Source organism: Gilliamella intestini, from assembly GCF_900094935.1.
Lineage (GTDB): Bacteria > Pseudomonadota > Gammaproteobacteria > Enterobacterales > Orbaceae > Gilliamella > Gilliamella intestini.
The window spans coordinates 40277-66668 of record NZ_FMBA01000001.1; the positions used below are offsets into that span (position 1 = coordinate 40277).

The 26392-nt window shown below is 34.8% G+C and carries 17 protein-coding genes and 4 tRNA genes; 17 read left to right on the forward strand and 4 right to left on the reverse strand.

The window, feature by feature from the left end; translation table 11 throughout:
* Window positions 1-21: 21 nt before the first annotated feature.
* The 10 genes from aroC (at window position 22) to recB (ending at window position 13256) form a co-directional block, all read left to right on the forward strand.
* Window positions 22-1095, forward strand: coding sequence for a chorismate synthase (gene aroC, locus GA0061080_RS00210; protein ID WP_065589546.1), 1074 nt, complete (start codon window positions 22-24; stop codon window positions 1093-1095).
* The gene (locus GA0061080_RS00215; protein WP_085164448.1) at window positions 1092-1844 is read left to right on the forward strand and encodes a TSUP family transporter; all 753 of its coding nucleotides are present in this window, start codon (window positions 1092-1094) and stop codon (window positions 1842-1844) included. Before aroC ends, GA0061080_RS00215 begins: the two co-directional genes overlap by 4 nt.
* 245 nt (window positions 1845-2089) lie before the next feature.
* Window positions 2090-3013 (forward strand): LysR family transcriptional regulator, encoded by a 924-nt coding sequence (locus GA0061080_RS00220; protein ID WP_091119035.1) that lies wholly within the window; start codon window positions 2090-2092, stop codon window positions 3011-3013.
* 149 nt (window positions 3014-3162) lie between these two features.
* Complete coding sequence (gene rpsO / locus GA0061080_RS00225; protein WP_034909676.1) at window positions 3163-3432, forward strand: 30S ribosomal protein S15; 270 nt, start codon at window positions 3163-3165, stop codon at window positions 3430-3432.
* A 306-nt stretch (window positions 3433-3738) separates the two neighbouring features.
* On the forward strand, window positions 3739-5853 hold the full coding sequence (gene pnp, locus GA0061080_RS00230) for a polyribonucleotide nucleotidyltransferase (RefSeq protein ID WP_065560646.1): 2115 nt from the start codon (window positions 3739-3741) through the stop codon (window positions 5851-5853).
* Between the two features lie 25 nt (window positions 5854-5878).
* The gene (gene nlpI / locus GA0061080_RS00235; RefSeq protein WP_091119040.1) at window positions 5879-6739 is read left to right on the forward strand and encodes a lipoprotein NlpI; all 861 of its coding nucleotides are present in this window, start codon (window positions 5879-5881) and stop codon (window positions 6737-6739) included.
* A gap of 347 nt (window positions 6740-7086) precedes the next feature.
* Window positions 7087-8853 (forward strand): DEAD/DEAH family ATP-dependent RNA helicase, encoded by a 1767-nt coding sequence (locus GA0061080_RS00240; protein WP_091119043.1) that lies wholly within the window; start codon window positions 7087-7089, stop codon window positions 8851-8853.
* Between the two features lie 182 nt (window positions 8854-9035).
* A complete protein-coding gene (locus tag GA0061080_RS00245) occupies window positions 9036-9332 on the forward strand; it encodes a YfcZ/YiiS family protein (protein ID WP_091119047.1) in 297 nt (98 codons plus the stop codon).
* Window positions 9333-9342: 10 nt separating this feature from the next.
* Window positions 9343-9801 carry a phosphohistidine phosphatase SixA gene (gene sixA / locus GA0061080_RS00250; protein ID WP_091119051.1) on the forward strand — a complete coding sequence of 153 codons (459 nt, stop codon included), beginning with the start codon at window positions 9343-9345 and terminating at the stop codon, window positions 9799-9801.
* Window positions 9780-13256, forward strand: coding sequence for an exodeoxyribonuclease V subunit beta (gene recB, locus GA0061080_RS00255; RefSeq protein WP_091119055.1), 3477 nt, complete (start codon window positions 9780-9782; stop codon window positions 13254-13256). The genes sixA and recB overlap by 22 nt, the downstream gene beginning before the upstream one ends.
* An 86-nt stretch (window positions 13257-13342) precedes the next feature.
* On the opposite strand, the gene GA0061080_RS00260 is transcribed toward recB, so the two are convergent.
* The gene (locus GA0061080_RS00260) at window positions 13343-16429 is read right to left on the reverse strand and encodes a beta-galactosidase (protein ID WP_091119058.1); all 3087 of its coding nucleotides are present in this window, start codon (window positions 16427-16429) and stop codon (window positions 13343-13345) included.
* Window positions 16430-16838: 409 nt separating this feature from the next.
* Here GA0061080_RS00260 and GA0061080_RS00265 point away from each other — a divergent pair, with 409 nt between their 5' ends.
* Window positions 16839-18554, forward strand: a complete 1716-nt coding sequence (locus GA0061080_RS00265; RefSeq protein ID WP_091119062.1) for a carbohydrate porin — start codon at window positions 16839-16841, stop codon at window positions 18552-18554.
* Between the two features lie 112 nt (window positions 18555-18666).
* Here GA0061080_RS00265 and GA0061080_RS00270 read toward each other — a convergent pair whose 3' ends face one another.
* Together GA0061080_RS00270 and GA0061080_RS00275 are read right to left on the reverse strand one after the other, a co-directional pair.
* Window positions 18667-19674 carry a substrate-binding domain-containing protein gene (locus GA0061080_RS00270; RefSeq protein ID WP_091119066.1) on the reverse strand — a complete coding sequence of 336 codons (1008 nt, stop codon included), beginning with the start codon at window positions 19672-19674 and terminating at the stop codon, window positions 18667-18669.
* Between the two features lie 332 nt (window positions 19675-20006).
* Entirely contained in the window at window positions 20007-22124 is a 2118-nt protein-coding gene (locus GA0061080_RS00275) for an alpha-galactosidase (protein WP_091119070.1), read from the reverse strand.
* A 231-nt stretch (window positions 22125-22355) separates the two neighbouring features.
* On the opposite strand from GA0061080_RS00275, the gene GA0061080_RS00280 reads away from it, so the two are divergent.
* The 6 genes from GA0061080_RS00280 to GA0061080_RS00305 all read left to right on the forward strand — a co-directional run bounded on the left by GA0061080_RS00280 (window position 22356) and on the right by GA0061080_RS00305 (window position 24738).
* A complete protein-coding gene (locus GA0061080_RS00280) occupies window positions 22356-22970 on the forward strand; it encodes a TIGR04211 family SH3 domain-containing protein (protein ID WP_167349145.1) in 615 nt (204 codons plus the stop codon).
* Window positions 22971-24068 carry a multifunctional CCA addition/repair protein gene (locus tag GA0061080_RS00285; RefSeq protein ID WP_091119078.1) on the forward strand — a complete coding sequence of 366 codons (1098 nt, stop codon included), beginning with the start codon at window positions 22971-22973 and terminating at the stop codon, window positions 24066-24068.
* A 116-nt stretch (window positions 24069-24184) separates the two neighbouring features.
* Window positions 24185-24261, forward strand: a tRNA-Met gene (locus GA0061080_RS00290).
* 37 nt (window positions 24262-24298) lie between these two features.
* A tRNA-Leu gene (locus GA0061080_RS00295) sits at window positions 24299-24383 on the forward strand.
* 23 nt (window positions 24384-24406) lie between these two features.
* Window positions 24407-24481, forward strand: a tRNA-Gln gene (locus GA0061080_RS00300).
* A gap of 182 nt (window positions 24482-24663) precedes the next feature.
* A tRNA-Gln gene (locus GA0061080_RS00305) sits at window positions 24664-24738 on the forward strand.
* A gap of 1037 nt (window positions 24739-25775) precedes the next feature.
* Here GA0061080_RS00305 and greB read toward each other — a convergent pair.
* Complete coding sequence (greB, locus tag GA0061080_RS00310) at window positions 25776-26261, reverse strand: transcription elongation factor GreB (RefSeq protein ID WP_091119082.1); 486 nt, start codon at window positions 26259-26261, stop codon at window positions 25776-25778.
* Window positions 26262-26392: the final 131 nt, after the last annotated feature.

Genomic DNA, 26392 nt, shown 5'->3' on the forward strand with positions numbered 1-26392 from the left:
AATCATTGGAATAAATTTATTATGGCTGGAAACTCAATCGGAAAATTATTCAAAGTAACCACATTTGGTGAATCGCACGGAGTAGCATTAGGGTGTGTTGTCGATGGTGTTCCTCCTGGACTTGCGTTAACAGAATCAGACATGCAAAATGATCTTGATCGTCGTAGACCTGGCTCATCTCGTTATACAACTCAACGCCGAGAAGCAGATCAAGTCAAAATTTTGTCAGGCGTATTTGAAGGTGTTACAACTGGGACGAGTATTGGTTTACTTATTGAAAATACCGATCAACGTTCTCAAGATTATAGTAAAATTAAAGATATCTTCAGACCAAGCCATGCAGATTACACTTATCAAAATAAATATGGCATACGCGATTATCGCGGTGGCGGTCGCTCCTCTGCTCGTGAAACGGCTATGAGAGTTGCTGCCGGCGCTATTGCAAAAAAATATCTACAAGAAAAGCTTGGCATTACTATTCGTGGTTATTTGGCTCAGATGGGTGATGTAAAATGTGAATTGAAAGACTGGCAACAAGTTGAACACAATCCATTTTTTTGCGCAGATGAGAGTAAATTAGATGCACTTGAACAGCTGCTTCGGTCATTAAAAAAAGAGGGTGACTCAATAGGTGCGAAAGTTTGCATTGTTGCTGAAAATATTCCAGTAGGACTTGGCGAACCTGTATTTGATAAACTAGATGCTGATCTTGCGCATGCACTAATGAGTATTAATGCCGTGAAAGGTGTAGAAATTGGCGATGGTTTTGCTGTTGTGAATAAACGTGGTAGCGAAAATCGTGATGAAATAACACCTAAAGGCTTTTTATCTAATCATGCCGGTGGGATTTTAGGTGGTATTAGTTCAGGACAAACCATATCAGCTAGCATAGCTCTTAAACCCACGCCTAGTATAGAAATTCCAGGTAAATCAGTTAATATTTTGGGTGAAAGCGTTGAAGTATCTACACATGGTCGACATGATCCATGTGTTGGCATTCGAGCTGTACCAATTGCTGAAGCAATGGTTGCTATTGTGCTGATGGATCACTACCTTCGTTATCGGGCTCAATGTGGTGATGTAAATAAATTATGAGTTATGATCTGCTTATTTTACTTTTTCTGATTGCTGCTTTGGCCGGTTTTATTGATTCTATTGCTGGCGGAGGTGGTTTATTAACTGTCCCTGCATTACTTGCTGTTGGACTGCCACCAGCTAGTGCATTGGCAACCAATAAATTGCAAAGTTGCGGTGGTTCGTTTTCTGCTAGCCTATATTTTATCCGGCAGCATATGGTGGATTTGAAACAACAAAAATGGGCAATCGTTTTTGCTTTTGTTGGTTCAGCAATTGGAACATTATCTGTGATGCGTATCCAAGCTGATTTTTTAAAATTATTATTACCAATTTTAACTATTAGCGTTGGGCTCTATTTTTTACTTTCTCCAACTATTGGAGAAAACGACCGTAACAGTCGCCTTTCACTTATTCAATTCGCATTAATTCCTGCCTTTGGTATTGGTTTTTATGATGGCTTTTTTGGCCCTGGAGCTGGTTCATTTTATGCGTTAGCTTATATCACGTTAGCTGGTTTTAATTTAACTAAAGCGACTGCACATACCAAAGTACTAAACTTTACCTCAAATTTGGCCGGCTTGTTGTTTTTTATTATAGGGGGCGAAGTAATATGGTCAATTGGATTGGTTATGTTAGTTGGTCAATTTATAGGAGCAAGGCTTGGTGCTAAAATGGTTATCGCCAAAGGTCGTAAATTAATTCGACCAATGTTAATTACAGTTTCGACCCTTATGAGTATAAAATTAATTTACGAAAACTTTTTTTAATTACTTATAAGTTAAATAATTTACATTTTTCTTTATCTAAAATATCTAAAGTAATTTTATTATCAATTTTACTGCTTCTCATTTTTGCCTTTCATAATTCATTTATATTAAAATTTTTGTCAAAAACTTTCCGGTAACTATATGTTTGAGTATAAAATAGCAACAAATATTTACTTCACTTAAATATTATATAGTATATATTTGTGTCATATAAGATAGTTTGTGTTAACTCGTCAACCGATATTATGAAACTTCAACAATTACGCTACATTTTAGAAATTGCACGTTCAGGCTCAATTAATGAAGCAGCTAAGAATTTATATATTACTCAGCCAAGCTTATCAACGGCGGTGAAAGATCTAGAAGCTGAATTTGGTATTGAGATTTTTGTGCGCAGTTCTAAAGGAGTTTCACTTTCACCTGATGGTGTTGAGTTTTTAGGTTATGCCAAACAAGTTCTAGATCAAGCTGAGCTATTGGAACAGCGCTACTCCAAAAAAGAACCCTCTAAGCAGTTATGCAGCATATCCACTCAGCATTACGCTTTTGCGGTTAATGCTTTTGTCAATTTAATTAAAAATAATCAAACAGATGAGTATGAGTTTACGCTTAGGGAAACAAAAACACATGATATTATCACCGATGTAGCTAATTTACGTAGTGAAGTTGGTATTTTGTATTTGAATGATTTTAATAAAAAAGTGATTTTACGGTTACTGAAAGAACATAGATTAACCTTTAACCCACTTTTTGAAGCTAATCCTCATGTATTTATCAGTACTCATCACCCATTAGCATCCATGAAGTTATTAACTTTAGATGATTTAGAGGATTATCCTTATCTCTCTTTTGAGCAGGGAGAGTATAACTCATTTTATTTTTCCGAAGAAATTTTAAGTACGGTTTATCATAAAAAGAGTATACACGTTAGTGATAGAGCAACCTTATTTAACCTATTGCACGGACTTAATGGTTATACCATTAGTACAGGGGTTTTAAGTGCTGACTTAAACGGATCTGATATTTTATCAATACCGTTAGATGTAGAAGAAAAAATCCTAATAGGCTGGATCACATCACAAAAGGCTCAACTAAGCTTATCGGCTCAAAATTATATTGAGGCGCTAAAAAAACTAATTCAAGAAGAGTATGGTTTTGAGCTTAAGTAAATATTGCTGTTAACTAAATAAATCAAATTGCTATTTTTATAGATTTCAGTATAATTTCCTCGCTCATATATTCACTATATGGGCACCGAGGAATGTCTGAATTAGAGATCGGTCATTCCATTTTTTATATTTATTTTAAGAGGTTTATTATGTCTCTAACTGTAGAAGCTAAAGCGAAAATCGTTGCCGAATATGGTCGTGGCACTAACGACACTGGTTCAACAGAGGTTCAAGTTGCTCTTTTAACTGCACGTATTAATGATTTACAAGGTCATTTTTCTGAGCATAAAAAAGATCACCATAGCCGTCGTGGTCTATTACGTATGGTGTCTAGCCGTCGTAAATTATTAGATTATTTACGTCGTAAAGATATTGAACGTTATAACCAATTGATTAAAAAACTAGGTTTACGTCGCTAATTGACAATCTACTTGAAAAGAGGCTTAGGCCTCTTTTTCGTTGTGAAAAATCGATGCTCTGATATAATATGGAGCGTTAAAAATTATTATTTTATGTAAGCCAACAAAGTAAAGATTATATCTCATGTTTCGCGCGACTAATGAGAGCTCTATAATTTATAGATTTGTCATTAGTCGTGACAGTGAAATAATCTTTTTGTTGTATATATCCCACATTGTTGAAGAGAGTATCAATAAGCGTAGCGTAATGCTGCGTCCTGTCGAAATATCAAACTTCAACATAACAAATAACAAGAGGACACTATTTTGTTTAATCCGACATGTCAAAAATTTCAATATGGTCGTCATACCGTGACTTTAGAAACTGGTATTATGGCTCGTCAAGCAACCGCAGCTGTTATGGTTAATATGGATGATACTGCTGTATTTGTCACGGTTGTTGCAAATAAAAAAGTAAAAGAAGGTCAAGACTTCTTCCCATTAACAGTTAATTACCAAGAACGTACCTATGCTGCGGGGCGTATTCCTGGTGGATTTTTTAAACGTGAAGGTCGTCCAAGTGAAGGTGAAACTCTAATTGCACGTTTAATCGACCGCCCGCTTCGTCCATTATTTCCTGAAGGATTTGTTAATGAAATCCAAATTATTGCAACCGTTGTTTCGGTTAATCCCGAGGTGAGCCCTGACCTAGTTGCAATGATTGGCGCTTCTGCTGCACTTTGCTTATCTGGTGTTCCATTCCACGGTCCTATTGGTGCTGCACGTGTTGGCTTTATTAATGATGAATTTGTATTAAATCCATCAGTAAAAGAGCTTGCAGCCAGTCGTCTAGATTTAGTTGTTGCGGGCACAAAAAGTGCAGTATTAATGGTTGAATCTGAAGCTGATTTACTCACTGAAGATCAAATGTTAGCAGCGGTAGTATTTGGTCATGAACAACAACAAGTTGTTATTGATAATATTAACGAATTTGTAGAAAAAGCCAATTGTGAAAAATGGGATTGGGTAGCACCGGCTAAAAATGAGGTGCTATATAATGCCATTGTTGAATTAGCTAAAGATCGTTTGGGCGAAGCTTATCGTATTACTGAAAAGCAAGCACGTTATGCACAAATCGATTTAATTAAAGAAGAAGTTTTAGCTGTACTAAAAGAACAAAATGACGAGCTTGATGAAAACGAAGTGATTAATATTATTGTTGAGTTGGAAAGTCAAATTGTTCGTAAGCGTGTTATTGCTGGTGAACCGCGTATTGATGGTCGTGAAAAAGATATGATTCGTGCACTTGATATCCGTACTAATGTCTTACCAAGAACTCATGGTAGTGCACTGTTTACACGTGGTGAAACTCAGGCACTAGTTACTGCAACATTAGGTACTGAGCGTGACGCACAAATCATTGATGAGTTAACTGGTGAATATACCGAACGGTTCTTACTTCATTACAATTTCCCTCCATATTCTGTTGGCGAAACAGGCATGGTTGGCTCACCAAAACGCCGAGAAATTGGTCATGGCCGCCTAGCTAAACGAGGTGTTGCGGCTGTAATGCCAAGCCGTGAAGAATTTCCATATACTGTTCGAGTAGTGTCTGAAATTACTGAGTCAAATGGTTCATCTTCAATGGCTTCTGTTTGTGGTGCTTCACTTGCTCTTATGGATGCAGGGGTACCAATCAAATCATCTGTTGCTGGTATTGCAATGGGATTAGTAAAAGAAGGTGATCAGTTTGTCGTATTGTCAGATATTCTTGGTGACGAAGACCACCTTGGTGATATGGACTTTAAAGTAGCAGGTACACGCGAAGGTGTAAGTGCATTGCAAATGGATATCAAAATTGAAGGTATAACCAAAGAAATTATGCAAGTAGCACTTAATCAAGCTAAAGGTGCTCGTTTACATATTTTAGGTGTAATGGAACAAGCAATTAATAAGCCTCGCCAAGAAATTTCAGAGTTTGCACCACGTATTTATACAATGAATGTAAATCCTGACAAAATTCGCGATATTATCGGTAAAGGTGGCGCAACAATTCGGGCTTTAACCGAAGAAACAGGAACAACTATTGAAATCACTGATGATGGTACTGTTAAGATTGCAGCTTCAGATGGCAATAAAGCCAAAGATGCTATGGCACGTATTACTAACTTAGTTGCTGATGTCGAAATTGGTAAAATTTATACAGGTAAAGTGACAAGAATCGTTGATTTTGGTGCTTTTGTATCGGTTATTGGTGGTAAAGAAGGACTTGTTCATGTGTCCCAAATTGCCGATCATCGAGTTGAAAAAGTGGCTGATTATCTAAAAGTAGGTCAAGAAGTAAATGTTAAAGTACTAGAAATTGATCGCCAAGGTAGAATCCGTTTGAGTATGAAAGATGCAGTCGAACCTACACCAGAAGTTGCTTCAACAGCAGAATAAAATTATTATTCATTAGGGGATAAAAATGGGATTATTCAACCTGAGAACTGTATGCGGCATTTTGCTAGCTGTTATTCTTTTGTCAGGTTGTTCTAATTCTCAACCTTTGTTAGCTGTTCCTGAGCAAGTTTCATATGATGATGAGTTAAAAATTGCTCAGCTCAGCCAACAGCTATCTCAAAAAGGCCTTGATACTGGAACGCGAATGCAACTCATATTTGAGCGAGGTATCGCCTATGATTCATTGGGGTTTAAAGCCTTTGCTCAAAGCGATTTTTCCTATTTGTTGGGTTTAAATCCGGAAGTTCCTGACATTTACAACTTTTTAGGAACTTATGCATTAAGAGATGGTGATTTTGATACAGCTTTGATGTCGTTTAATACTACATTAGAGCTTGATTCCACTTATACTTATGCATATTTAAATCGTGCTATTACGTTGTATCGTACAGGCCATTATCAGGCTGCAGAGCGTGATGCATTACGGTTTTATCAATATGATGTGAATGAACCTATTAGAATTCTATGGCTTTATTTGATTGAAAAGGAAAATGATAATAAAGCCGCCAAAAATGAGCTACAAAAACGTTATGATCTGATTAATGATAAAACGAGTTATAGTGGCAATATTATTGCATTTTATTTAGGTAAAATTAGCGAATCTAAATTAATGCAGAACCTTCAACAAGGTGTAGAGAATAATCGACAATTAGCCGAACGCCTTTGTGAAGCCTACTTTTACTTAGGTAAATATTATCAAAGTAAAGGTGACAACGAACGTGCCAAAATGTTATTTAAATATGCTTTAGCCAATAATATTTATAACTATGTTGAACATCAACAGGCACTTTATGAAATGAAGTTACTTGAAGAAAAAGAAGAGTAACAAGGGTCATGCCAGTTTTAAAAGTGAAAATATTGTTATAGCGTAGTTCTGATTTGCCAAATAATATGTTCTTAACATTAGATAATGCGGTTAGCTTTATCTTAGATATATAAATATCAATCAACCTTAGTTTATTTTTTTAGATTCGATTTGTTGAGTTAACATAGGCAGTTAGTTATTGGGGTGAGTTGTAAATTTTCAATTTAGTGAGCTGGCATAAATTTATATCTGCTTTCTTTATTTGGTTTAAAAAAATAAGATAAAACTTATATGATATTAGTTAATAATTATCAGGATTTTTACTAAATAAGTAAGTTTATATATTCAAAATTTATAAGCGAGTTTACATGACAAAAGAAGTTTCTTTTATTGATCTTGGTTTATCCGAGGATATTCTTAACGCATTAAATGATCTTGGTTTTAGCAAACCATCACCAATCCAATCTGAATGTATTCCTCTATTATTAGAGGGTAATGATGTATTGGGTATGGCACAGACAGGTAGTGGCAAAACCGCTGCATTTTCAATTCCTTTCTTAATGAATATTGACGCAAACTTAAAAGCACCACAACTTTTAGTATTAGCTCCTACACGGGAATTGGCTATACAAGTTGCTGATGCTTGCTCTGAATATTCAAAATATATGAAAGGGGTTAAAGTACTAGCTTTGTATGGTGGACAGCGTTACGACGTTCAATTACGTGCCTTAAAACAAGGTCCTCAAATTGTAGTTGGTACACCAGGACGTTTGCTTGATCACTTAAATCGTAAAACTTTAGATCTCTCTAATCTTAAGGGATTAGTACTTGATGAAGCAGATGAAATGTTAAGAATGGGTTTTATTGATGATGTTGAAAGTATTATGACAACGATTCCTGATGATCATCAAACAGCTTTATTTTCGGCAACAATGCCAGCGCCAATTCGTCGTATTACTAAACGATTTATGCAAAATCCTAAAGAAGTCCAGATCAAAGGTACCAAGCAAACAGCCCCTGATATTGACCAAAGTTATTGGCTTGTTCGGGGTGTGCGTAAAAACGAAGCTATCGTTCGCTTTCTAGAAGCAGAAGATTTTGATGCGGCTATTATTTTTGTTCGAACAAAATCAGCTACTTTAGATGTGGCGGAAGTGCTTGAAAAGCACGGTTATAGTTGTGCTGCATTAAATGGTGATATGACACAACAATTGCGTGAACAAACATTAGATCGTTTACGAAATGGTCGTTTAGATATATTAGTTGCAACTGATGTTGCTGCTCGTGGTTTAGATGTTGAGCGTATTAGCTTAGTTATCAATTATGATATCACTTTAGATTCTGAATCTTATGTTCATCGTATTGGACGAACAGGTCGCGCTGGTCGTGCTGGTCGAGCTATTTTATTTGTTGATAGCCGTGAACGTCGTTTACTTAAGAATATAGAGCAAACTATCAAAAAAACAATTCCAGAAGTTGGATTGCCATCAAAAGAGCTACTTGAACGGCGTCGTTTAGCTAAATTTACTGAGCAAGTCCAGAAACAACTTGAGAGTAGTAATTTAGATGAGTACCAAAAGTTATTAGCACAAATACAAGCTAATAGCGGAGCCGATCTTGAAACGATTGCAACCGCTTTATTAAAATTAGCACAAGGGGAACGCCCTTTAATTTTGCCACCAGATCCAGTGTTTAAACCATCGCGTGAAATGCGAGATCGGGATAACCGTAGTGGTGAGCGCCGTCTACGAGGAGATAATCGCGAAACACCAAAACGTCGTGAGCGTCGCGATGTGGGTGATATGGATATGTACCGTATCGAACTTGGTAAAGAAAACGGTGTTGAAGTACGGCATATCGTTGGTGCAATTGCCAATGAGGCCGATATTAGTAGCCGTTATATTGGCAATATCAAACTTTATGATACTTATTCAACTGTTGAATTACCAAAAGGCATGCCAAAAGACATACTAAAACATTTTGAAAAAGTAAGAGTACTTAATCAACCAATGAAAATGAGCTTAATCAGTGGAGCAACGTCTGATACTAAACGAGCTCGTAAAAACAATAAATCAGATACATCTGATAAAGCGTTTGTAAAAAAACGCAGTCGCCCAACAGCACCTAAATTCTAATGTATTGGCCTCTGCCATTCGGCAGAGGTATCTTTAATTCCTTTTATCTCAACTAACAAAATAGTTTAGTGGCCACATACGGCATCATATTCAGATAGATAACAAAACAGAGTTAGCGCTTTACCCTAAGTTATGATTAAGAGTATACTATTAGAAATATTAACAGTTAATTAGAGGTGAGCATGACAGATTCTTTAAACAAATGTAAAGCAAACGAAACAGCAGCATGTTGTTGCGTGGATGTTGGTACAATAATTGACAACGAGGATTGTAGCGCTGAATATGAGCACGTTTTTGCGACAGAATCTGAAGCTCAACAAAAGTTGGCATCATTAACACAAGCTGCCAAAGATGTTGAAACTGAGCCTTGCAAAATTGAGAGTAATATTGAAAAAATTAATGATGGCTTTAAATTATCAGTAAAATTCACTTTTTGCTGTGGTGCAGAATGCATGATTTTCCAATTAAAATTACGTTGATTGAATATCGATGAAAGTTTGTATTATGAGACATGGTGAAGCAGGGTTTTCTGCTTTATCAGATTCAAGTAGAACATTAACAAATTATGGCGTTAATCAGTCAAATCTAGCTGGCAAATGGCTTAAACAGCAAAATTTTCAATTTGAAATTGGTTTAGTTAGCCCTTATTTACGAGCTCAACAAACATTGACAGAATTATCATCACAGGTTAGTGTTAAAAGAGTTGAAACTAATCAATTTTTAGTGCCTGGCGGTAGTCCATCTCATATTGCTGACGTATTAGCAATATTGTTAAATGATGGGGTTGAAAATGCGATTATTGTATCGCATTTGCCATTAGTGGGATATTTAGTTAATGAACTATGTCCGCAAGTTTCTCCTCCTATGTTTTCTACTGCTGCAATTGCTTGTATTAGTTTATTACCAAACTCTGCAGGAAATCTTGAATGGTTTCATCAAGCGGAGTAAAAAAACTTAATCTTTTTGATTTACCTCTAACTGGTCGAACTTTAATTGAAGCATCGGCAGGGACTGGTAAAACTTATTCCCTTGCCTTTATTTACTTAAGGTTATTATTGGGCATTGGTCAAAATAGTTATCCAAGGCCTTTAAATGTTAACGAAATTTTGGTTGTGACTTTTACTAAAGCAGCAACTCAAGAACTTCGATCGCGGATAAGGCAAAATATTCAAGAACTGCGAATAGGGTTATTACAAGGACATCATAAAGATCCTATTTATCAACAACTCATTGAATTAATTTATGATAGAAAATTTGCAGTACAGCAACTTACTATTGCTCAACAGTCAATGGATGATGCGGCTATTTATACTATACATAGTTTTTGCCAACGAATACTAACTAGCCATGCATTTGAATCGGGTGTTTTATTTGAGCAAAAGCTAATCTCAGATGAATATGAATTAAAATTAAGAGTAACCCAAGATTTTTGGCGTCACTATTTTACACCGCTTGATAAATCACTTGCTTATTTAGTGCTTGCTACATGGCAAGATCCAACGGCATTACTAAAAGACATCACCCCATATTTAGGATTAGATCTTAACAATGCTGACAAGGTAAACCTAGATATAAGCACAAAAATAAAGCTTTTTTACCAGCAATGCTATGAAAAAATTGAAAATATCAAACAATCTTGGTTAGCTTTGTCTGAAAAATTAGTTGAAATCATTACACAATCAGGTGTCAGCAAACAATCATATAGTAGTCGAAATCTACCTAATTGGGTAATTAAAGTATCGGCATGGGCTAACAGCGAAACTCGAACGTTTGAATTACCCAACGAACTTGAAAAATTTAAGCAATCAGTTTTAATCGAAAAGACGAAAGAAGGAAAAAGTGTTCCATGTCATTCGTTTTTTGAACAAATTGACGATCTATATAAACAATCTTTTGATCTACAAAGTCAAATATTAATGGATATCGTCAGCGTAATTCAAAAAGGGCTCTATAACGAAAAACTAAAAAATGGCGAGATGAGCTTTGACGATCTTATTGGGCAACTTAATCGCGCACTAAAAGCAAAAACGGGCGATCGATTGGCGCAAAGTATAGCCTCAAAATATTGTGTTGCTTTAATTGATGAATTCCAGGATACCGATCCTGCTCAGTATCAAATTTTTGATCGTATTTATGACAAGCAAAAGTTGGATCGAGGGCTACTATTTATTGGTGATCCAAAACAAGCAATTTACAGCTTTAGAGGTGCTGATATATTCACTTACTTAAAAGCTAAACAATCGACAGGGGAAAATTCTTTTACCATGGATGTAAACCATCGTTCATCTGCTTCGATGGTCAAAGCTGTTAACCAATTATTTTCTAATTGTGATAATCCATTTATATTTAATGATATTCCTTTTTTACCCATGGAAGCGGCAAAACGGAATCAGCAAAAGTCTTTACAAGTTAACAACCAAGAAGTATCGGCATTAGCTGCTTACTTACTGCCTGATGATATTGCAACCAATTCTGATTATCAAGAACACATGGCTAGTTGTTGTGCTACCCAAATAGTGACTTTACTGTCTAATTCGTCAATGTTAATTGATAGCGAAAACGAACAACGTCTTGTGACTACTGCAGACATTGCAATCTTAGTGCGTAATGGACGTGAAGCCGAAGTTATTCAACAAAAATTGACTCATTGCGGTGTTAAAAGTGTCTACTTGTCAAACAATAGTAGTGTGTTTTCTTCAAATGAAGCAAAAGATGTATTGAGCCTATTGCAAGCTGTTTTAATGCCAGAAAACGAAACAATGCTCAAGCTAGCATTAATGACATCGCTATTAGGTCAAACCATGACTGATCTTGAAAAAATCACTGACGATCAAGATAAATGGGAAAGTTTGGTCGAAGAATTCAAACAATATCAAGCAATTTGGCAATATTATGGTGTATTGGTTATGTTACGCCGAATGATGAAAAAACGACATCTAGCTGAAAACATCTTAGCTCGCCAAGATGGTGAACGAACGTTAACCAATTTAATGCATTTAGGAGAGTTACTTCAAGAAGCATCAAATGAATTAGATAGTGCACACGCTTTAATTCGTTGGTTGACAAAACAAATCATTAATCCAGATCCGAATTTAGAAAATCATCAGCAACGCCTTGAAAGTGATGAAAACCTTGTCAAGATTATTACTATTCATAAATCAAAGGGATTAGAGTTTCCGATTGTTTGGTTACCATTTATTTCAATATATCGTACGTCCGACAGCCAATTTTATCATGATAAAAATAATGACTATCAGCCAACATATGCATGGTTACTGTCTGATGAGATTAAAGAGCAGATAGAAAAAGAGCGACTTGCTGAAGATTTGCGGCTATTATATGTTGCAATGACTCGCTCGGTTTATCATTGCAGTATTGGACTTGCTTCATTGAAAAAAAGCCAATCGGCTATTAATCATTTATTAAAAAGTGAATTAAGATCAATTGCCAACATAGCTAATTTAATTGATGTCCAATTACCTATAGAGAGCGAACAGTATATTCCGCCAATTTTGCCAGACCAATCATTATCGGCTAATGTATTTTCGCGTAATATCTCAAACAGTTGGCGGGTCACAAGTTATACTGAATTACAAAGGCATAATCATAATGTATTGGCTTATAAGCCTGATCTTATTAATGACTGGGACGAATCCCCATACGAATCCGATATAGTACAATCAAACGACACACTATATGATATCCACCATTTTCCTAAAGGAGCATATGTCGGTACATTAATGCACAGCATTATGGAAGATATCACATCAGATAATCTTGTTGAATTATGTAATCAGATGGTAAAAAAGCTCAATTTAGAAACAGAGTGGAATAGCGTAGTAACAAATTGGATGCAACAGATATTGACTACAAAACTGCATGATCCAAATTTAATATTATCGCAAGTGTTAATGGGGCAACATATTAACGAATTGCAATTCTATCTCCCTATACGCAAAACAGTCACTAGTCAGCAATTAGATAGTTTATGTAAACAATATGATCATTTGTCAAGATTATGTCCCGAATTAGATTTTGAGTCGGTACAAGGTATGCTAAGAGGCTTTATCGATTTAGTCTTCAAATTTGAAGGAAAATATTATGTGGTTGATTATAAATCTAATTGGCTAGGTGAATGTGTTGATGCTTATAGCCAAGAAGCACTTGAAAAAGTGATGTGCGATCATCGCTATGACCTACAATATCAACTTTACTGTTTAGCATTGCATCGTTTTTTAAAAGGACGTTTGTCTAATTACCAATACCAAACGCATTTTGGAGGGGTATATTATCTCTTTTTACGAGGAATGCCCGAGCAAGGCATCTTTTATCACCTACCTCAGCAAGAATTTATCGAAGAACTTGATAAGCTGTTTGATGGTGAAATGTTAAATGGAATATAACAATTATTAAGAAATAACCATATCGAAAAATACAATTGAATAAAAATAAGGCACTCAAAACGGTGCCTTATTTTTAGATGGCTTATTTAACATTTAAACATAAGCTGATAACTATAATGTTTATCGGTCAGTAAAAATTCATGATGTACATTTGGTGTCCAAGAATCATCTCCACCAATTCCCATATGATAAGCATCAATACTTATATATGCGCATGACCTAGGTTCCAATAAATGACGATGAGTTTTTTCTATTAATTGCTCTGTCCCATATTGATTAACGTTAAATTTAAACTGATGTCCAGTTATGATCATCTCATTAAGTTGCAATCTTTTAACCTCGCAACGTAACCCATTTTCACATGGATAAATATAAGGAGTATAAAGTTCTGCAAAAGGTAACGACCAATCACCAAAAATAGCAGATGTTTTTCGATCAGGATAATTTTCATGAGGTCCTAAACCAAGCCATTTTACTTTTTTAGGAATCTGTCTCATTTGATAACTTAAACCAATTCTCGCTGGTGCAGGCATATCGTTAGCAATATCAACTTGCACAGATAAAGTTAATTTGCCTTCTTGATCGAACTCATATTGCCATTTAGTTTGAATTACTTTTTTGTTTTTGAACAAATATCCATGCAGTGCTTCGATCACAATTTTATCTGTTGATTGTGTAAGATGCATACCTAAACATTGGTGGGTTAGATCGTAATAACCAGCGGCTTTCCACTGCTCAACCCAAGCGAATGGATTATTATTACTATCAAAATCGCCACTAATACCAATATCATTATCGATAGGTGCACGAACAAATTGATCAGTAAAAGGTGAAGCTAATAATGGTTTATTACCTTTTGTCCATTGGTAAAGCTGTCCAGTTTTTTTATTAAATTGCCAACTTTGGTTTTTGTAATTAATAATGTAATCATCTTTAGTTTCAGTCAATTTTAGTTTATTTTTTGCTTGGCAAAAAGCTAATGAAGGAATATAAGAATTAGCTAATTTCCACTGTTCCCATGCAACAATATGACCAGCTTGTGACCATGGTGTAGCCTTGTTTTGAATAACACTAACTGATAAATGTAAATCTTCACAATTTAAATCATTTGCTATATTGTCAAGTAAAGTTATTTGTAATGAACTATTGGGTTTAATATTAAGCTTAATTTTTCCTTTTTGATATTTTTTTCCATTAACTAATAATTCCCAATATAAAGTTTCATTATTTGCATGGTGAAATAGATATTCGCTCGTAATATCAATAATCAACGGTTTTTGACTAATTAGCTTAAATTGGAATGGCTGTTGTACCTTTTTGGCTTCAATCAAACTTGGGTGAGAAGTTCTATCAGGAAAGACTAATCCATCCAAGCAAAATTGCCTATCATGATAAGTTTCACCAAAATCACCGCCATAAGCCCAATAATTATCGCCAGAAGGTGTAGAACAGCGTATCCCATGATCAGCCCATTCCCAAATAAACCCACCTTGTAGTCTAGGATATTGTCTGAACGCTTGCCAGTATTTATAAAATGCACCTAGGCTATTACCCATTGCATGGGCATATTCACACAAAATAAGTGGGCGATTTTCATTTGGTAATGAAATCCATTTTTTTATTGCCCATTTGGAAACATTAGGGTGTGGTTGATCTTGCTCAACGCGGGCATACATAGGACAAATAATGTCAGTAGCAGTGGTGTTTGCACCACCACCTTCATATTGCACAGGACGAGTTGGATCGTTACTTTTAATCCAAGCATAAAGTGCATCATGGTTTGATCCATGCCCTGATTCATTTCCTAACGACCAAATAATAATAGAAGGATGATTACGATCGCGCTGAACCATTCGCGTTACTCGTTCACTATAAGCTGCAAGCCATCTAGGATCGGCCGACAAACGAGACATAGGAAACATACCATGTGATTCGATATTGGCTTCATCAACTAAATATAGTCCATATAGATCACAAAGATCATACCAACGAGGATCATTAGGATAATGACTACACCTCACAGCATTAAAATTATGTTGTTTAATCAATTTTATATCATGCAACATTGCTTCTTCGGTTAATGCATATCCCAAATCAGGATAGAACTCATGGCGATTTGTGCCTTTAATTAATAGTGGTTTACCATTTAAGCATAGTTGCCCATGTTTAATTTCAATGGTTCTAAATCCAACGTTATAAGCTTCTGATTCAATTAAGCCTGTTTTTTTGTGATATAAACTAACAACAATTCGATAAAGGTTTGGGGTTTCAGCACTCCATAATTGTGGTTTAGTAACCGGTATTTGACAACGTAAACGGTCAGTGTACCCTCCTTTTTCGTCAACAAAAGGTAAACCGATTGATTGCATATGCTCAACAACTAACTTATCTTGTTGCCACAATTCAATACCTACATCCAATAAATCCATATTTCCATCATGCTGAATATCGGCCTGTAAAGATAAAGTGGCATTTTGATAACAATCGTCAAGTAAAGTATCAATGTGAATATCACGTAAGTGTGATTTAGGTTTATTCAGTAGAGAAACATCTCGGAAAATACCACTCAATCGCCACATATCTTGATCTTCAAGATAACTGCCATCACACCATTTTAAGACTAATACTGCTATGCGGTTTTTACCGACTTTCAAAAAAGGCGTTAGATCAAATTCTGCTGGAATTCTACTATCTTGTGAATAACCAACCCATCGTCCATTACACCAAAGATGAAATGCAGAGCTAACCCCATCAAATATAATCCGTGTATCGCCTTTAGTCAGCCACTCTTTAGTCATAGAAATATATCGTGAATAACATCCTGTTGGATTTTCATCTGGTACATAAGGCGGGTTATATGGAAAAGGATAACGTATATTGGTATAAACCGGCGCATCATATCCCTTCAACTGCCAGTTAGATGGCACCTCAATTGTGGTTGCGTCAAGTTCCTTTTGTAACCATGACTCTGGAACTTGTTTGGGACTTGTAAAATAACTAAAAAACCACTCACCATTTAATGACAATACAGCATTTGAATCACTATTATTTTTAGCTTGCGCTTTATCTCGCCAACTATGAAATTTCGGATGTGTTTCAAGTCGATTTAAATTCAAAACAGATAAATTATTCCAATCGTGACGGTTTATAATTTCATTGAAAGAAGGATTCATACGCTCTCCGTTTTATTTATTGCTAATATTACTACGTCATTTATTAGTTATTATAGATAGTTTGTAACTAAATACAGTGATCTAGATAACAATTATGTAACCGTATACATATTTGTTAAATCTAGTTTTGTAGGTTTTTATTGGTTCAAAAATTGTAGTAGAAATATATTCGCAATATGTTGTATACAACATCATAATTTTTAATGTGATATTAATCACAATATTAGTATTTAGCTTTTGAATAGTAGTTTTTATTGGTTATATTGAAACTACCAATTAAAAGGTGTTGGATTGTTACCGACTTACAGCGGGCAAAACCTAAAGAATAGCTATGGCTATTCTTTAGGTTTTTTTTTGTCTCAAATTAAAAAATATTTATCTATTTTTTAAATAATGAATAGGGGGAAAAATGAAAATTTCAAAAAAAATTGTATGTAAATTCAGGCCAAAAAGAATTGTTTTAATAACTATATTGGGTTTGTGTTATTTACCCAATGCTATGGCTACAACTCAAGATGAGTTAGAAGCAAGAATTGCGTTATTAGAGCAAAAGCTATTAACACTTAGCAAAGAGTCAAATGATTTGAAAAAACAAGTGATTGAATCTAATAAAAAGCTTGCTCAATTAAATAATAACCTTCAAAAACAACAAATTGTTATAAATAATCAGAAAAAAGCACTTAAAAATAGCCAAAAACCGATAATTACAAATCAACAGGTACCTATTAACCCAGTACAAGCAAATAATAATCAAATTGTACTAGTTAGTGCACCAAAAAACGATACTACGCAAGACACCAATCATCTAGAAAAGACATCATTTACTTTAGCTGAATTTAAAGATTATATTAAAGAAGAAATAGGATTTTCTTATAATGGTTACTTCCGTGGTGGTTGGTCAACCTCAAGCAACGGTAAACCTAAAAATTATGCTGAAGGTGCATTAGGTCGATTTGGTAATGAATATGGTGGTTGGTATGATCTTATCTTTAAGCAAAAAGTCTATGATCAAGATGGCAGAAGAGTTGATGCAATTGTTATGATTGATGGAAACGTGGCAACCAATAAAGCTGCAGGTTTATTTAATACGCAAGATGACAATCTTATGCAATTTTCAGATATCTATTTAGAAACAAAAGGATTTGTGCCGCATTTTCCTGATGCGAAATTATGGGTTGGTAAACACTCTTTACCTTATAATGAAATTCAAATGCTTGATTGGAAAACACAAAAAACACCTGCGGGTGGGGGGATTGGTATTGAAAATCTTAGAGTCGGTGTTGGTGCTCTTGATTTAGCATTAGTTAGAGCTGATGTAAATGTAAAAAGCAAAAAAGGATTCATTAAAGATGATGGTCTGGGAAATAAAATTACCCAATATAAAAAAGAAGAAGTTGATTTAAATGAATTAGAAATTCGCTATCGTGATATTCCATTATGGCAAAATGCAACGCTTGGTGTGAATGCTCGTTATTCAGCACCAAATAAATCTAAAATCCAAGATAATATATCGGTTAAAAATGCTTGGCTTGGTAGCTTTGTCTTGCGTCAAAATGAATTTTTGGGTGGATTTAATCAATTTACGTTACAGACAGCAACTAATTCTGTCGCTTCACAGCTGGCTAATATTAATACTAACAACCCTGAATTTGCTAGTAATTCGGATAATGACTATATAGGTACACATACTGGTGGTAAAGCTTATCGTTTAGTATCTGAAGGTGAAGCTTATTTAAGCGATAATATCATTGTTGCCCATGCTTTGGCTTTAACTTCAGGCAATGATGTTTATTCTTATGATCTTAATCTTCCACATACCGATTTTACAAGTTTTAAATCAGCAATAAGACCAGCTTATATCTGGGATACTTATAATCAAAGCGGTGTTGAACTAGGTTACTTTCGTCAGAAAGACAAAGTTAAAAGTAAAACTTATGTTGAAGAAGGATATAAAACAACACTTTACCATTCATTTAAAGTCGGAAAAAGTATTTTATCTTCACGACCTGATATTCGTTTTTATGTTTCTTATATAGAAGCACTACAAAATGATATTAGTAAATTTGATTTTAATGGTAAAGATCATCAAATTAGCTTTGGTGTACAAACAGAAGCTTGGTTTTAAGTGTAAGGTTATAGATATAAAATAAGGCTTATCATCTGAACTATATTATAGATGTAAAATATATAGTTCAGATGAAAAATAGATACTTTGTTGATGTATAACTACTTCATTTTTAACTATTAATAAAAGTTACTGAATAACGCTTAGTTAAGGTTGGTATATAGACGTTAATCAAATTTGTTGGAATACTTTCTCCTTTTGCAAGCTTTAGTGCTAATTCAGCAGCTTGTTCAGCCATTGTCTGTAAAGGATAACGAATAGTAGTTAATTTAGGATGTAAATAATGCGATAAAACAAGATCATCAAAACCAATAATCGAAATATCGTTTGGAATTTTAATATCATTATCATAAAGCACAGACATTGCACCGGCGGCCATTGAATCGTTATAACAAGCAATTGCAGTGATATGACAGTTACGTTCAAGTAATGACATCATTGCTTGTTCGCCACCTATTTCATTAGGTAAACCAATCGCAATAAGGTTTTCATTAACATCAATACCATGTTCTAACAATGCGTCTTTATAGCCTTGTAAACGATCAGATGAATCAGAAATATTATGATTTGAACATAAATAACCAATTCTAGTATGTCCATGTTGAATTAAATGTTTGACTGCAAGATAAGAGCCGTAACGGTCATCAAGAGCAATACAGCGTTTTTCAAATCCTTTTACGATACGATTAATCAGAACCATACCGGGTACTTGTTGCATCAATTTTTTTAGATCGCTATCGGAGAGCATTTTGGCGTGTACAACTAACGACGAACAGCGATGCTCAATTAATTGAGTAATCGCATTATATTCTTGTTGCTCATTATGATAGCCATTACCGATCAACAAAAAATGACCTGTTCGTGAGGCAACTTTTTCAACGGTGCTAACCATGGCACCAAAAAATGGATCCGATACATCAGCTACAATAATACCAATAGTATTCGAATTTTGTTGTGATAAAGCGCGTGCATTAGCATCAGGATAGTAGTTTAATTTTTCCATAGCTTTTTTTACGGTATCTCTAGTATTATCCCGAACGTTATTTGCGTTATTAATCACACGAGATACAGTTGCAACTGAAACTTTAGCTAAATGCGCAACATCTTTTATTGTCGCCATAAAAAACCTTTTAATTAATTGCTACTCATAAAGTATTGATAATTATAATGTTTATCAATGTAGAGTTCTATAGATTAACAATAATATAAGACAAAAGGTACTGAAAGTGAAAAGATTATCTTTTTCTTATCTTCAAATTAATTTACTTTCAATACTCTTGATATATGACTGAATTAACTGATCATAATAAGGTAAAATAAAAACTTTGCCAATAATATCATTGGTGAATTGAAAACTAGAATTGTTTCATTAAAGATTGAATATTAAGGGGGACAGCAATTAGCAAATCCCCAGATAGTTGCTTAATAATTAATTTAGAAGTATTGATAATATTATTTAGCGGTTACTTTTATTAACATAGCAGTTGCTGGGTCAAGTACTGGTAAAGGTAAACCGACATTCATTAACCAATCACCAGATAACGTTGTTTTGTCTTTCATCCATTTAGGAAATTCTTTCATAACATGACCATTTATTTTAGGATCGATATTATCAGGCATATCTAGCACTTCAATTTGGTATTGTTTATCAGCTAACAAACCCGCCAACCTCAAATTGCCACTTAACGCATAGGTTGGTAATGTGAGTTGAGCAATAATAAATACAGCTTCTTTTTGGTCTTGACTTACAACCCCATAACTTTGCATAGCTGGGCTATCATCAACATCCAATCTTACAGAGTTACCGCTATGTAACAAAGAGCGCAGTTGTTTATGTAAATTAATATAATATGCAAAACCTTTTTGTTCTTGCTCAGACTCTTTTACTGGGTCGAGCTCGACTCCCATATGTCCAAATAAAGCGGTTAAACCACGTAAATTCATATGTAGTTCACGAAATGTGGTATGGCATAATTTTCCACCAATATGCGCCCCCATGACTTCTGGAGGAAAGAAATAACTCATTCCGCGTTGAATTATTTGTCTATCTAATGCATCGTTAGAATCAGAAGTCCAAAAACGTTGGGTACGTTTTAAAATCTCATAATCAATTCGCCCGCCACCGGATGAACAAGATTCAATTTCAACATTAGGGAATTTTTCTTGCAAAATATCAAGTAATCGATAAAGTGTTTTTGTTTGTCCTACAATGGAAGGATTTCCTTCATGCCCAGGCTGTACAATTTCTCGATTCATATCCCATTTAATATAATCAATATCATGGTTACCGAGTAACCAAGTTATTCTTTCAAGCAGATATTCAAATACAGCGGGATTTTGTAGATCAAGTAAATACTGATGGCGACCTTCTGGTTGTTGATAACCCGGTAGTTCAAGTAACCAATCAGGGTGAGCACGATAAAGATCTGAGTTTTTATTAATCATTTCTGGCTCAACCCAAATACCAAACTCCATACCAAGATCTTTAACATGTTTAATAACCGGTTCTAAACCATTGGGATATTTTCGCTCATCTAAATACCAATCACCTAATCCTTGGTAATCATCATCACGTTTACCAAACCAACCGTCATCAATGATAAAGCGTTCAACACCAATTTGAGCTGCCTTAGTCGCCATTTTCATAATGTAATCTGGGTTATGGTCAAAAAAGATACCTTCCCATGTATTAAGATGAACAGGACGAGCTTTATTTTTGGCGAATTTAATAATATTACTACGTAAATATTGGTGGAAATGTTGACTTATTTTATTTAAGCCTTCATCGCTATAGGTAGCATATAACCAAGGCGTACTTAAAGATTCACCTTTAGCTAGAGATATTTCTCCTGCATAATACAGAGCTTCCGCTTGAATAAAACGTTTACCATTACTTTTAACTGCAACTTGAATGCGATGATTGCCACTCCATCCCAAGTGGATTCCCCAAACTTCGCCAGTTTGTTCTTTAAAACCTTCTGTTCCAACCATCATACCCGGGAAATATTCGTGTGATGTTCGTCCTCGTCGATTCTCTTGTAAATAACCACAATGTGATATTTTAGTTCGATGAGGAAAAAATTCTTTAATCCAACGACCACTAAAAGCCATTAATTCTTGTGCCCGTTCAGGAATAGGTAACGTAATAGAAAAGCGATTAACTTGATATGGTTCATCACCTAAATTGGTTAACGTATTTTGACTCTGCAATACACCACTTTTATCTAAAATAAAATGACTAGTTAAACGCAGTTTAGCGACAGTATCTTCACTAATAATCGTTATATCATTATCCGTTTTGATAACTTCTTTGGTTACAAAAACTGGTGACCAATCTTTACCCTCTCGGTGTCCTTCAAGCCCCGGTGTACTAAAATTACCTAAGCCTTCTTCAGGGCAAAGGGTGAAAGGTACATTGACATCAATACGAGAATTAGCGACAGCAGGGTAAAGCATGTCAATCATTTCAGGTTGAAAGTTTTGTAATCGCTTACCAAAATAACACAATTCGGCATACGGTTCAGTACGAAAAAGGATATCTATATTGTTCTTGCTAAGACAATAATTCATAATGGCTCCAAATTTGTAATATTTTACTTATATAAAATAATAGCTATTTATATAAAATAATATTTTTAATTTCATATTTTGTGATTAAGATCTCACAAAATATGTAAGCGATTTCATTGTTAAAAGTCATATCTATTTTAGTTTTTAAAACTATTTATTATAAAATGAATATGCGACTTGCTATGATTTTATGTTATTATGAAACTATTTATAGATGCTTATTGGAAATATATGAAAAAACAGAATATTATCGTACTACTTTCGTTTTTTGCGATTTCTTTTAATGGTTATGCTATAGACAAATATGTGACTGATAATGTCGATATTTATTTACGTAGAGGCCCGGGTTCGCAATATGCGGTTTCTAATGCAGTTAAAGCTGGAGAAAAAGTTGTCGAGCTTGAAAAAAGCGCAGATGGCAAATTTACTCGCATTCAACTTAATAATGGTAGTACCGCTTGGATTGAAACAAACAAACTAAATGAACAACCTAGTTATAAAGAACGCTTTCCAGCTCTGGAAGCAAAACTAGCAGAATATCAAGATAAAGTTGATAATGCTGAGGCAAATCAACAAAAATTGTTAAGTGATTATATCCAAAAGTTGCAAACAGCTGAAAAATCGATAGAAACACTTCAAAATAAAAATGAAGCACTAGAACAACAAGTTAAAGAGCAAAATTCACGAATTGAATCAATGCTAAATCAAGTCGATGACAAACGCCGAGACCTTATTGTAACTTGGTTTACCTATGGCGGTCTTGTTGCTGGAGGCGGTCTTATTTTAGGGCTTATATTACCAATAATTATACCAGGTCGACGCAAAAAAGATCGTTGGATGAGTTAGATGAGTAAAATCTATCTTGTAGGAGGGAGTGTGCGTGATAAATTGTTGCACCTACCTGTTGCTGATCATGACTGGGTAGTTGTTGGTGCTACACCAGAGGATCTTTTGGCCTTAGGTTATCAACAAGTTGGTAAAGACTTTCCGGTTTTTTTGCACCCTAGCACTAAAGAAGAATACGCATTGGCTCGTACTGAACGCAAATCGGGTAGAGGCTATACTGGATTTATTTGTGATTTTGGTAAAGAGATCACATTAGAACAAGATCTGATTCGCCGTGATCTAACAATTAACGCCATTGCGATGGATGAAGATTGCAATATCATCGATCCATATCATGGCGTTGATGACATCAAACATAAAATCTTACGCCATGTATCGCCAGCCTTCCGAGAAGATCCTCTACGTATTTTGCGTGTAGCACGTTTTGCTGCTCGTTTTCATCGATTGGGTTTTACTGTAGCTCCTCAAACTCTAGAGCTAATGAAACAAATGGTATTAGCAGGTGAGGTTAGTTACTTAACACCAGAACGTGTATGGAAAGAAACCGAAAAAGCATTGTCGACATTAAATCCACAGATCTATTTTCAAATACTAGAACAATGTGGAGCGCTTCCATTATTATTTTCATCATTAGACTTAACAGCCAATATTAGTGATGCACTAAAAAAATCTGCTCAATTAACTGATGATTTAACTATCCGTTTTGCTGTACTGTGTGCACAGTTATCTAACAAATTAGCGGTCGAAGCATTATGTGAAAAAATTAAAGTACCTAACAACTATACTAAAGTTGCCGTCATGGTTCAGCAATATCGAAATAATCTTGAACGAGTGCAAACCCTGACTGCCGAGCAAATTATTTCTTTGCTAAATAGCATTGATGTATGGCGCAACCCTTTGCACCTTGACCAATTAATTATTGCAAGCCAAACTTTTTCTAAAACAACATCGTTTGCACAAGCAAATTATATAAAAGAAGCTTATAAAATCGCCAATAGCGTCAATGTGCAGCAAATTATTTCTGAAGGTTATACAGGGAAACAAATTCATTTTGAGTTACAAAAAAGGCGAATTGAAGCGTTATTAAACTGTATTTGATTGTATCTTAATCAATCGTTACTTTTTTTCAAAATATCTTAAAAAAATAGTTGACGATTTGGTGTAACCCTAGCATAATGCGCCTCGCAGTGTTGGTTATGACGTTGCGAATGAATGGCTACGTAGCTCAGTTGGTTAGAGCACATCACTCATAATGATGGGGTCACAGGTTCGAATCCCGTCGTAGCCACCATTAAGATTAGGTAGTACTTTTACCGGAAGTATTCAGTGCGGGTGTGGCGAAATTGGTAGACGCACCAGATTTAGGTTCTGGCGCCGCAAGGCGTGTGAGTTCAAGTCTCTCCACCCGCACCATTTAATTTTAGTGTCTTCTTTATTGGGGTATAGCCAAGCGGTAAGGCAGCGGGTTTTGATCCCGCCACGCCCAGGTTCGAATCCTGGTACCCCAGCCATTCCAACTGCTTAATTTTTTGATATCTGATTATTCAGTCTATTATCACTTTTGTAATTTATTTTTACAATTATCCTAAACGGGTATAGTTGAATTGGTAGATGCACTCGATTTAGATTCTAGCTCTGAACAGGTGTGCGAGCTCAAATCTCACTACCTATACTAGATATCTCTCCCTTTTATTGGGGTATAGCCAAGCGGTAAGGCAGCGGGTTTTGATCCCGCCACGCCCAGGTTCGAATCCTGGTACCCCAGCCATAAAAATTATATTAAGTACTTATGTGTTTTAATTAAAAAAAACAGTAGCAAAAACTCCAAAAATAAAATCTTCAATAAGATAGATACATTAAGTATTATGCTTTACTTGGTGCAGATAATTATATTTTAAATTAAATTTATTTTAATAAGACAGCTTCGAAGTTTTTATATGTTTTTTTATAAGATAAAAGATTTTTATTTCAGTTTTTTTATAAAATAGCTTCCTTCTTCCTCTTTAAATATATCTTTAACAATAAAATTAAGAATCTGTAGGATTTACTAGCGTGCATGTAGAAATTCTTCGCGTCGTTTACAGTAATTTGAGAAACTACTGTAATGAATATACAAAAAACAAAACTAACACCTTATCACAGACAAGCGGTAGAGCGCTGATATCAAAAAGAAAAATAACAGTCACCAATTTGGCTAAACCTTTATGGTCAGTCGCTAAATCATTTATAGCGTGCTAAAGAAAGCACGATTGAAGCTTTTTGTGCCTTTAACCAGTAAAAATGAACGTATAAAATCATCAGTTATGGAATTAAACGTCTGTTAAAGTTGAAAAATCTATTGAAGATAAATTAAGACAGCAAACTAAACCCGATAACAAAACCTCTCTGAGCGAAATACCAAAGGTTTACCTTTACTTAAAAATGAAACAAAACAGCAAAATAGAGAATATTTACTTATGTATATCCATTTGATTTTTAAGGTTTTATGCATAAACGTAGTGTACTCCTGAAACTTTTTGACAAAAATGGGACTACCTTTATTTGTTAGATAAATGTTTATTTAAATAAACTGCGTGATAACCAGCATATCAACCAAAAATCACCACCCCACAATCCAATGGAAAAGCCTAAAGTATGATACGAACTTTAAGTTGAGGCGTGATATGTTCAGCAAATATTTAGCGATTCGAAAGATAAAAAACAAAAACTTAAATACTTGTAAAGCGATTTCAGAAAAAACACCTTATGCGTTTTTAGAGGATTATTTTAATCATGAAGTGCAAACAACTCGGTGTTTGCCTACATTTAAACTTTTAATTCTGTATAACTAATTTCTACAATAGAATAATAAACTTTTCCATTAGGGGTCATAACGACTATTTCATCATCAATTTTATGTCCAATTAAAGCTCTGGCAACAGGACTATTTATTGATATCCAATTTTTTTTAGGGTTAAACTCGTCTGCTCCAACAATACGATAGATACGCAAATTGCCATTTTCATCCTCTAATTTGATCCAAGCACCAAAAAAAACTTTTCCCTCTTGTCTTGGATCTGGATCGACAATGACCAGTGACTCTAATCGCTTGGTTAAGAAACGTACTCGCCTATCGATTTCTCGTAATCGGCGTTTACCGTAGATATATTCCGCATTTTCACTACGATCCCCTAAAGCTGCAGCATCTGATACTGCTTGAGTAACTTTAGGTCTTTCCTCTTTCCATAAATATTTTAGTTCACGATCAAGCGCTAAGTAGCCTTCTCTTGTTATGTAATCTGCTTTTTTCATATCATGCTATATCTATTATATCGTTTTTCTTTGTTTATTAAGATTATTTGTATCAAACTTAAAACTATTTTTATTTGCAGGAATTTTAAAGTATAAATAGTGAGAATAATTCTTACATCTTATAATTATAT

Bases quoted from the DNA above. Each gene is read 5' to 3' on its own strand.
- GA0061080_RS00275 (WP_091119070.1), bottom strand. From the start codon at position 22,124: ATGAATTATTGTCTTAGCAAGAACAATATAGATATCCTTTTTCGTACT.
- GA0061080_RS00215 (WP_085164448.1), top strand. From the start codon at position 1,092: ATGAGTTATGATCTGCTTATTTTACTTTTTCTGATTGCTGCTTTGGCC.
- GA0061080_RS00245 (WP_091119047.1), top strand. From the start codon at position 9,036: ATGACAGATTCTTTAAACAAATGTAAAGCAAACGAAACAGCAGCATGT.
- GA0061080_RS00260 (WP_091119058.1), bottom strand. From the start codon at position 16,429: ATGAATCCTTCTTTCAATGAAATTATAAACCGTCACGATTGGAATAAT.
- recB (WP_091119055.1), top strand. From the start codon at position 9,780: ATGGTTTCATCAAGCGGAGTAAAAAAACTTAATCTTTTTGATTTACCT.
- nlpI (WP_091119040.1), top strand. From the start codon at position 5,879: ATGGGATTATTCAACCTGAGAACTGTATGCGGCATTTTGCTAGCTGTT.
- rpsO (WP_034909676.1), top strand. From the start codon at position 3,163: ATGTCTCTAACTGTAGAAGCTAAAGCGAAAATCGTTGCCGAATATGGT.
- GA0061080_RS00280 (WP_167349145.1), top strand. From the start codon at position 22,356: ATGAAAAAACAGAATATTATCGTACTACTTTCGTTTTTTGCGATTTCT.
- GA0061080_RS00270 (WP_091119066.1), bottom strand. From the start codon at position 19,674: ATGGCGACAATAAAAGATGTTGCGCATTTAGCTAAAGTTTCAGTTGCA.
- aroC (WP_065589546.1), top strand. From the start codon at position 22: ATGGCTGGAAACTCAATCGGAAAATTATTCAAAGTAACCACATTTGGT.
- GA0061080_RS00240 (WP_091119043.1), top strand. From the start codon at position 7,087: ATGACAAAAGAAGTTTCTTTTATTGATCTTGGTTTATCCGAGGATATT.
- GA0061080_RS00285 (WP_091119078.1), top strand. From the start codon at position 22,971: ATGAGTAAAATCTATCTTGTAGGAGGGAGTGTGCGTGATAAATTGTTG.
- greB (WP_091119082.1), bottom strand. From the start codon at position 26,261: ATGAAAAAAGCAGATTACATAACAAGAGAAGGCTACTTAGCGCTTGAT.
- GA0061080_RS00220 (WP_091119035.1), top strand. From the start codon at position 2,090: ATGAAACTTCAACAATTACGCTACATTTTAGAAATTGCACGTTCAGGC.
- sixA (WP_091119051.1), top strand. From the start codon at position 9,343: ATGAAAGTTTGTATTATGAGACATGGTGAAGCAGGGTTTTCTGCTTTA.
- GA0061080_RS00265 (WP_091119062.1), top strand. From the start codon at position 16,839: ATGAAAATTTCAAAAAAAATTGTATGTAAATTCAGGCCAAAAAGAATT.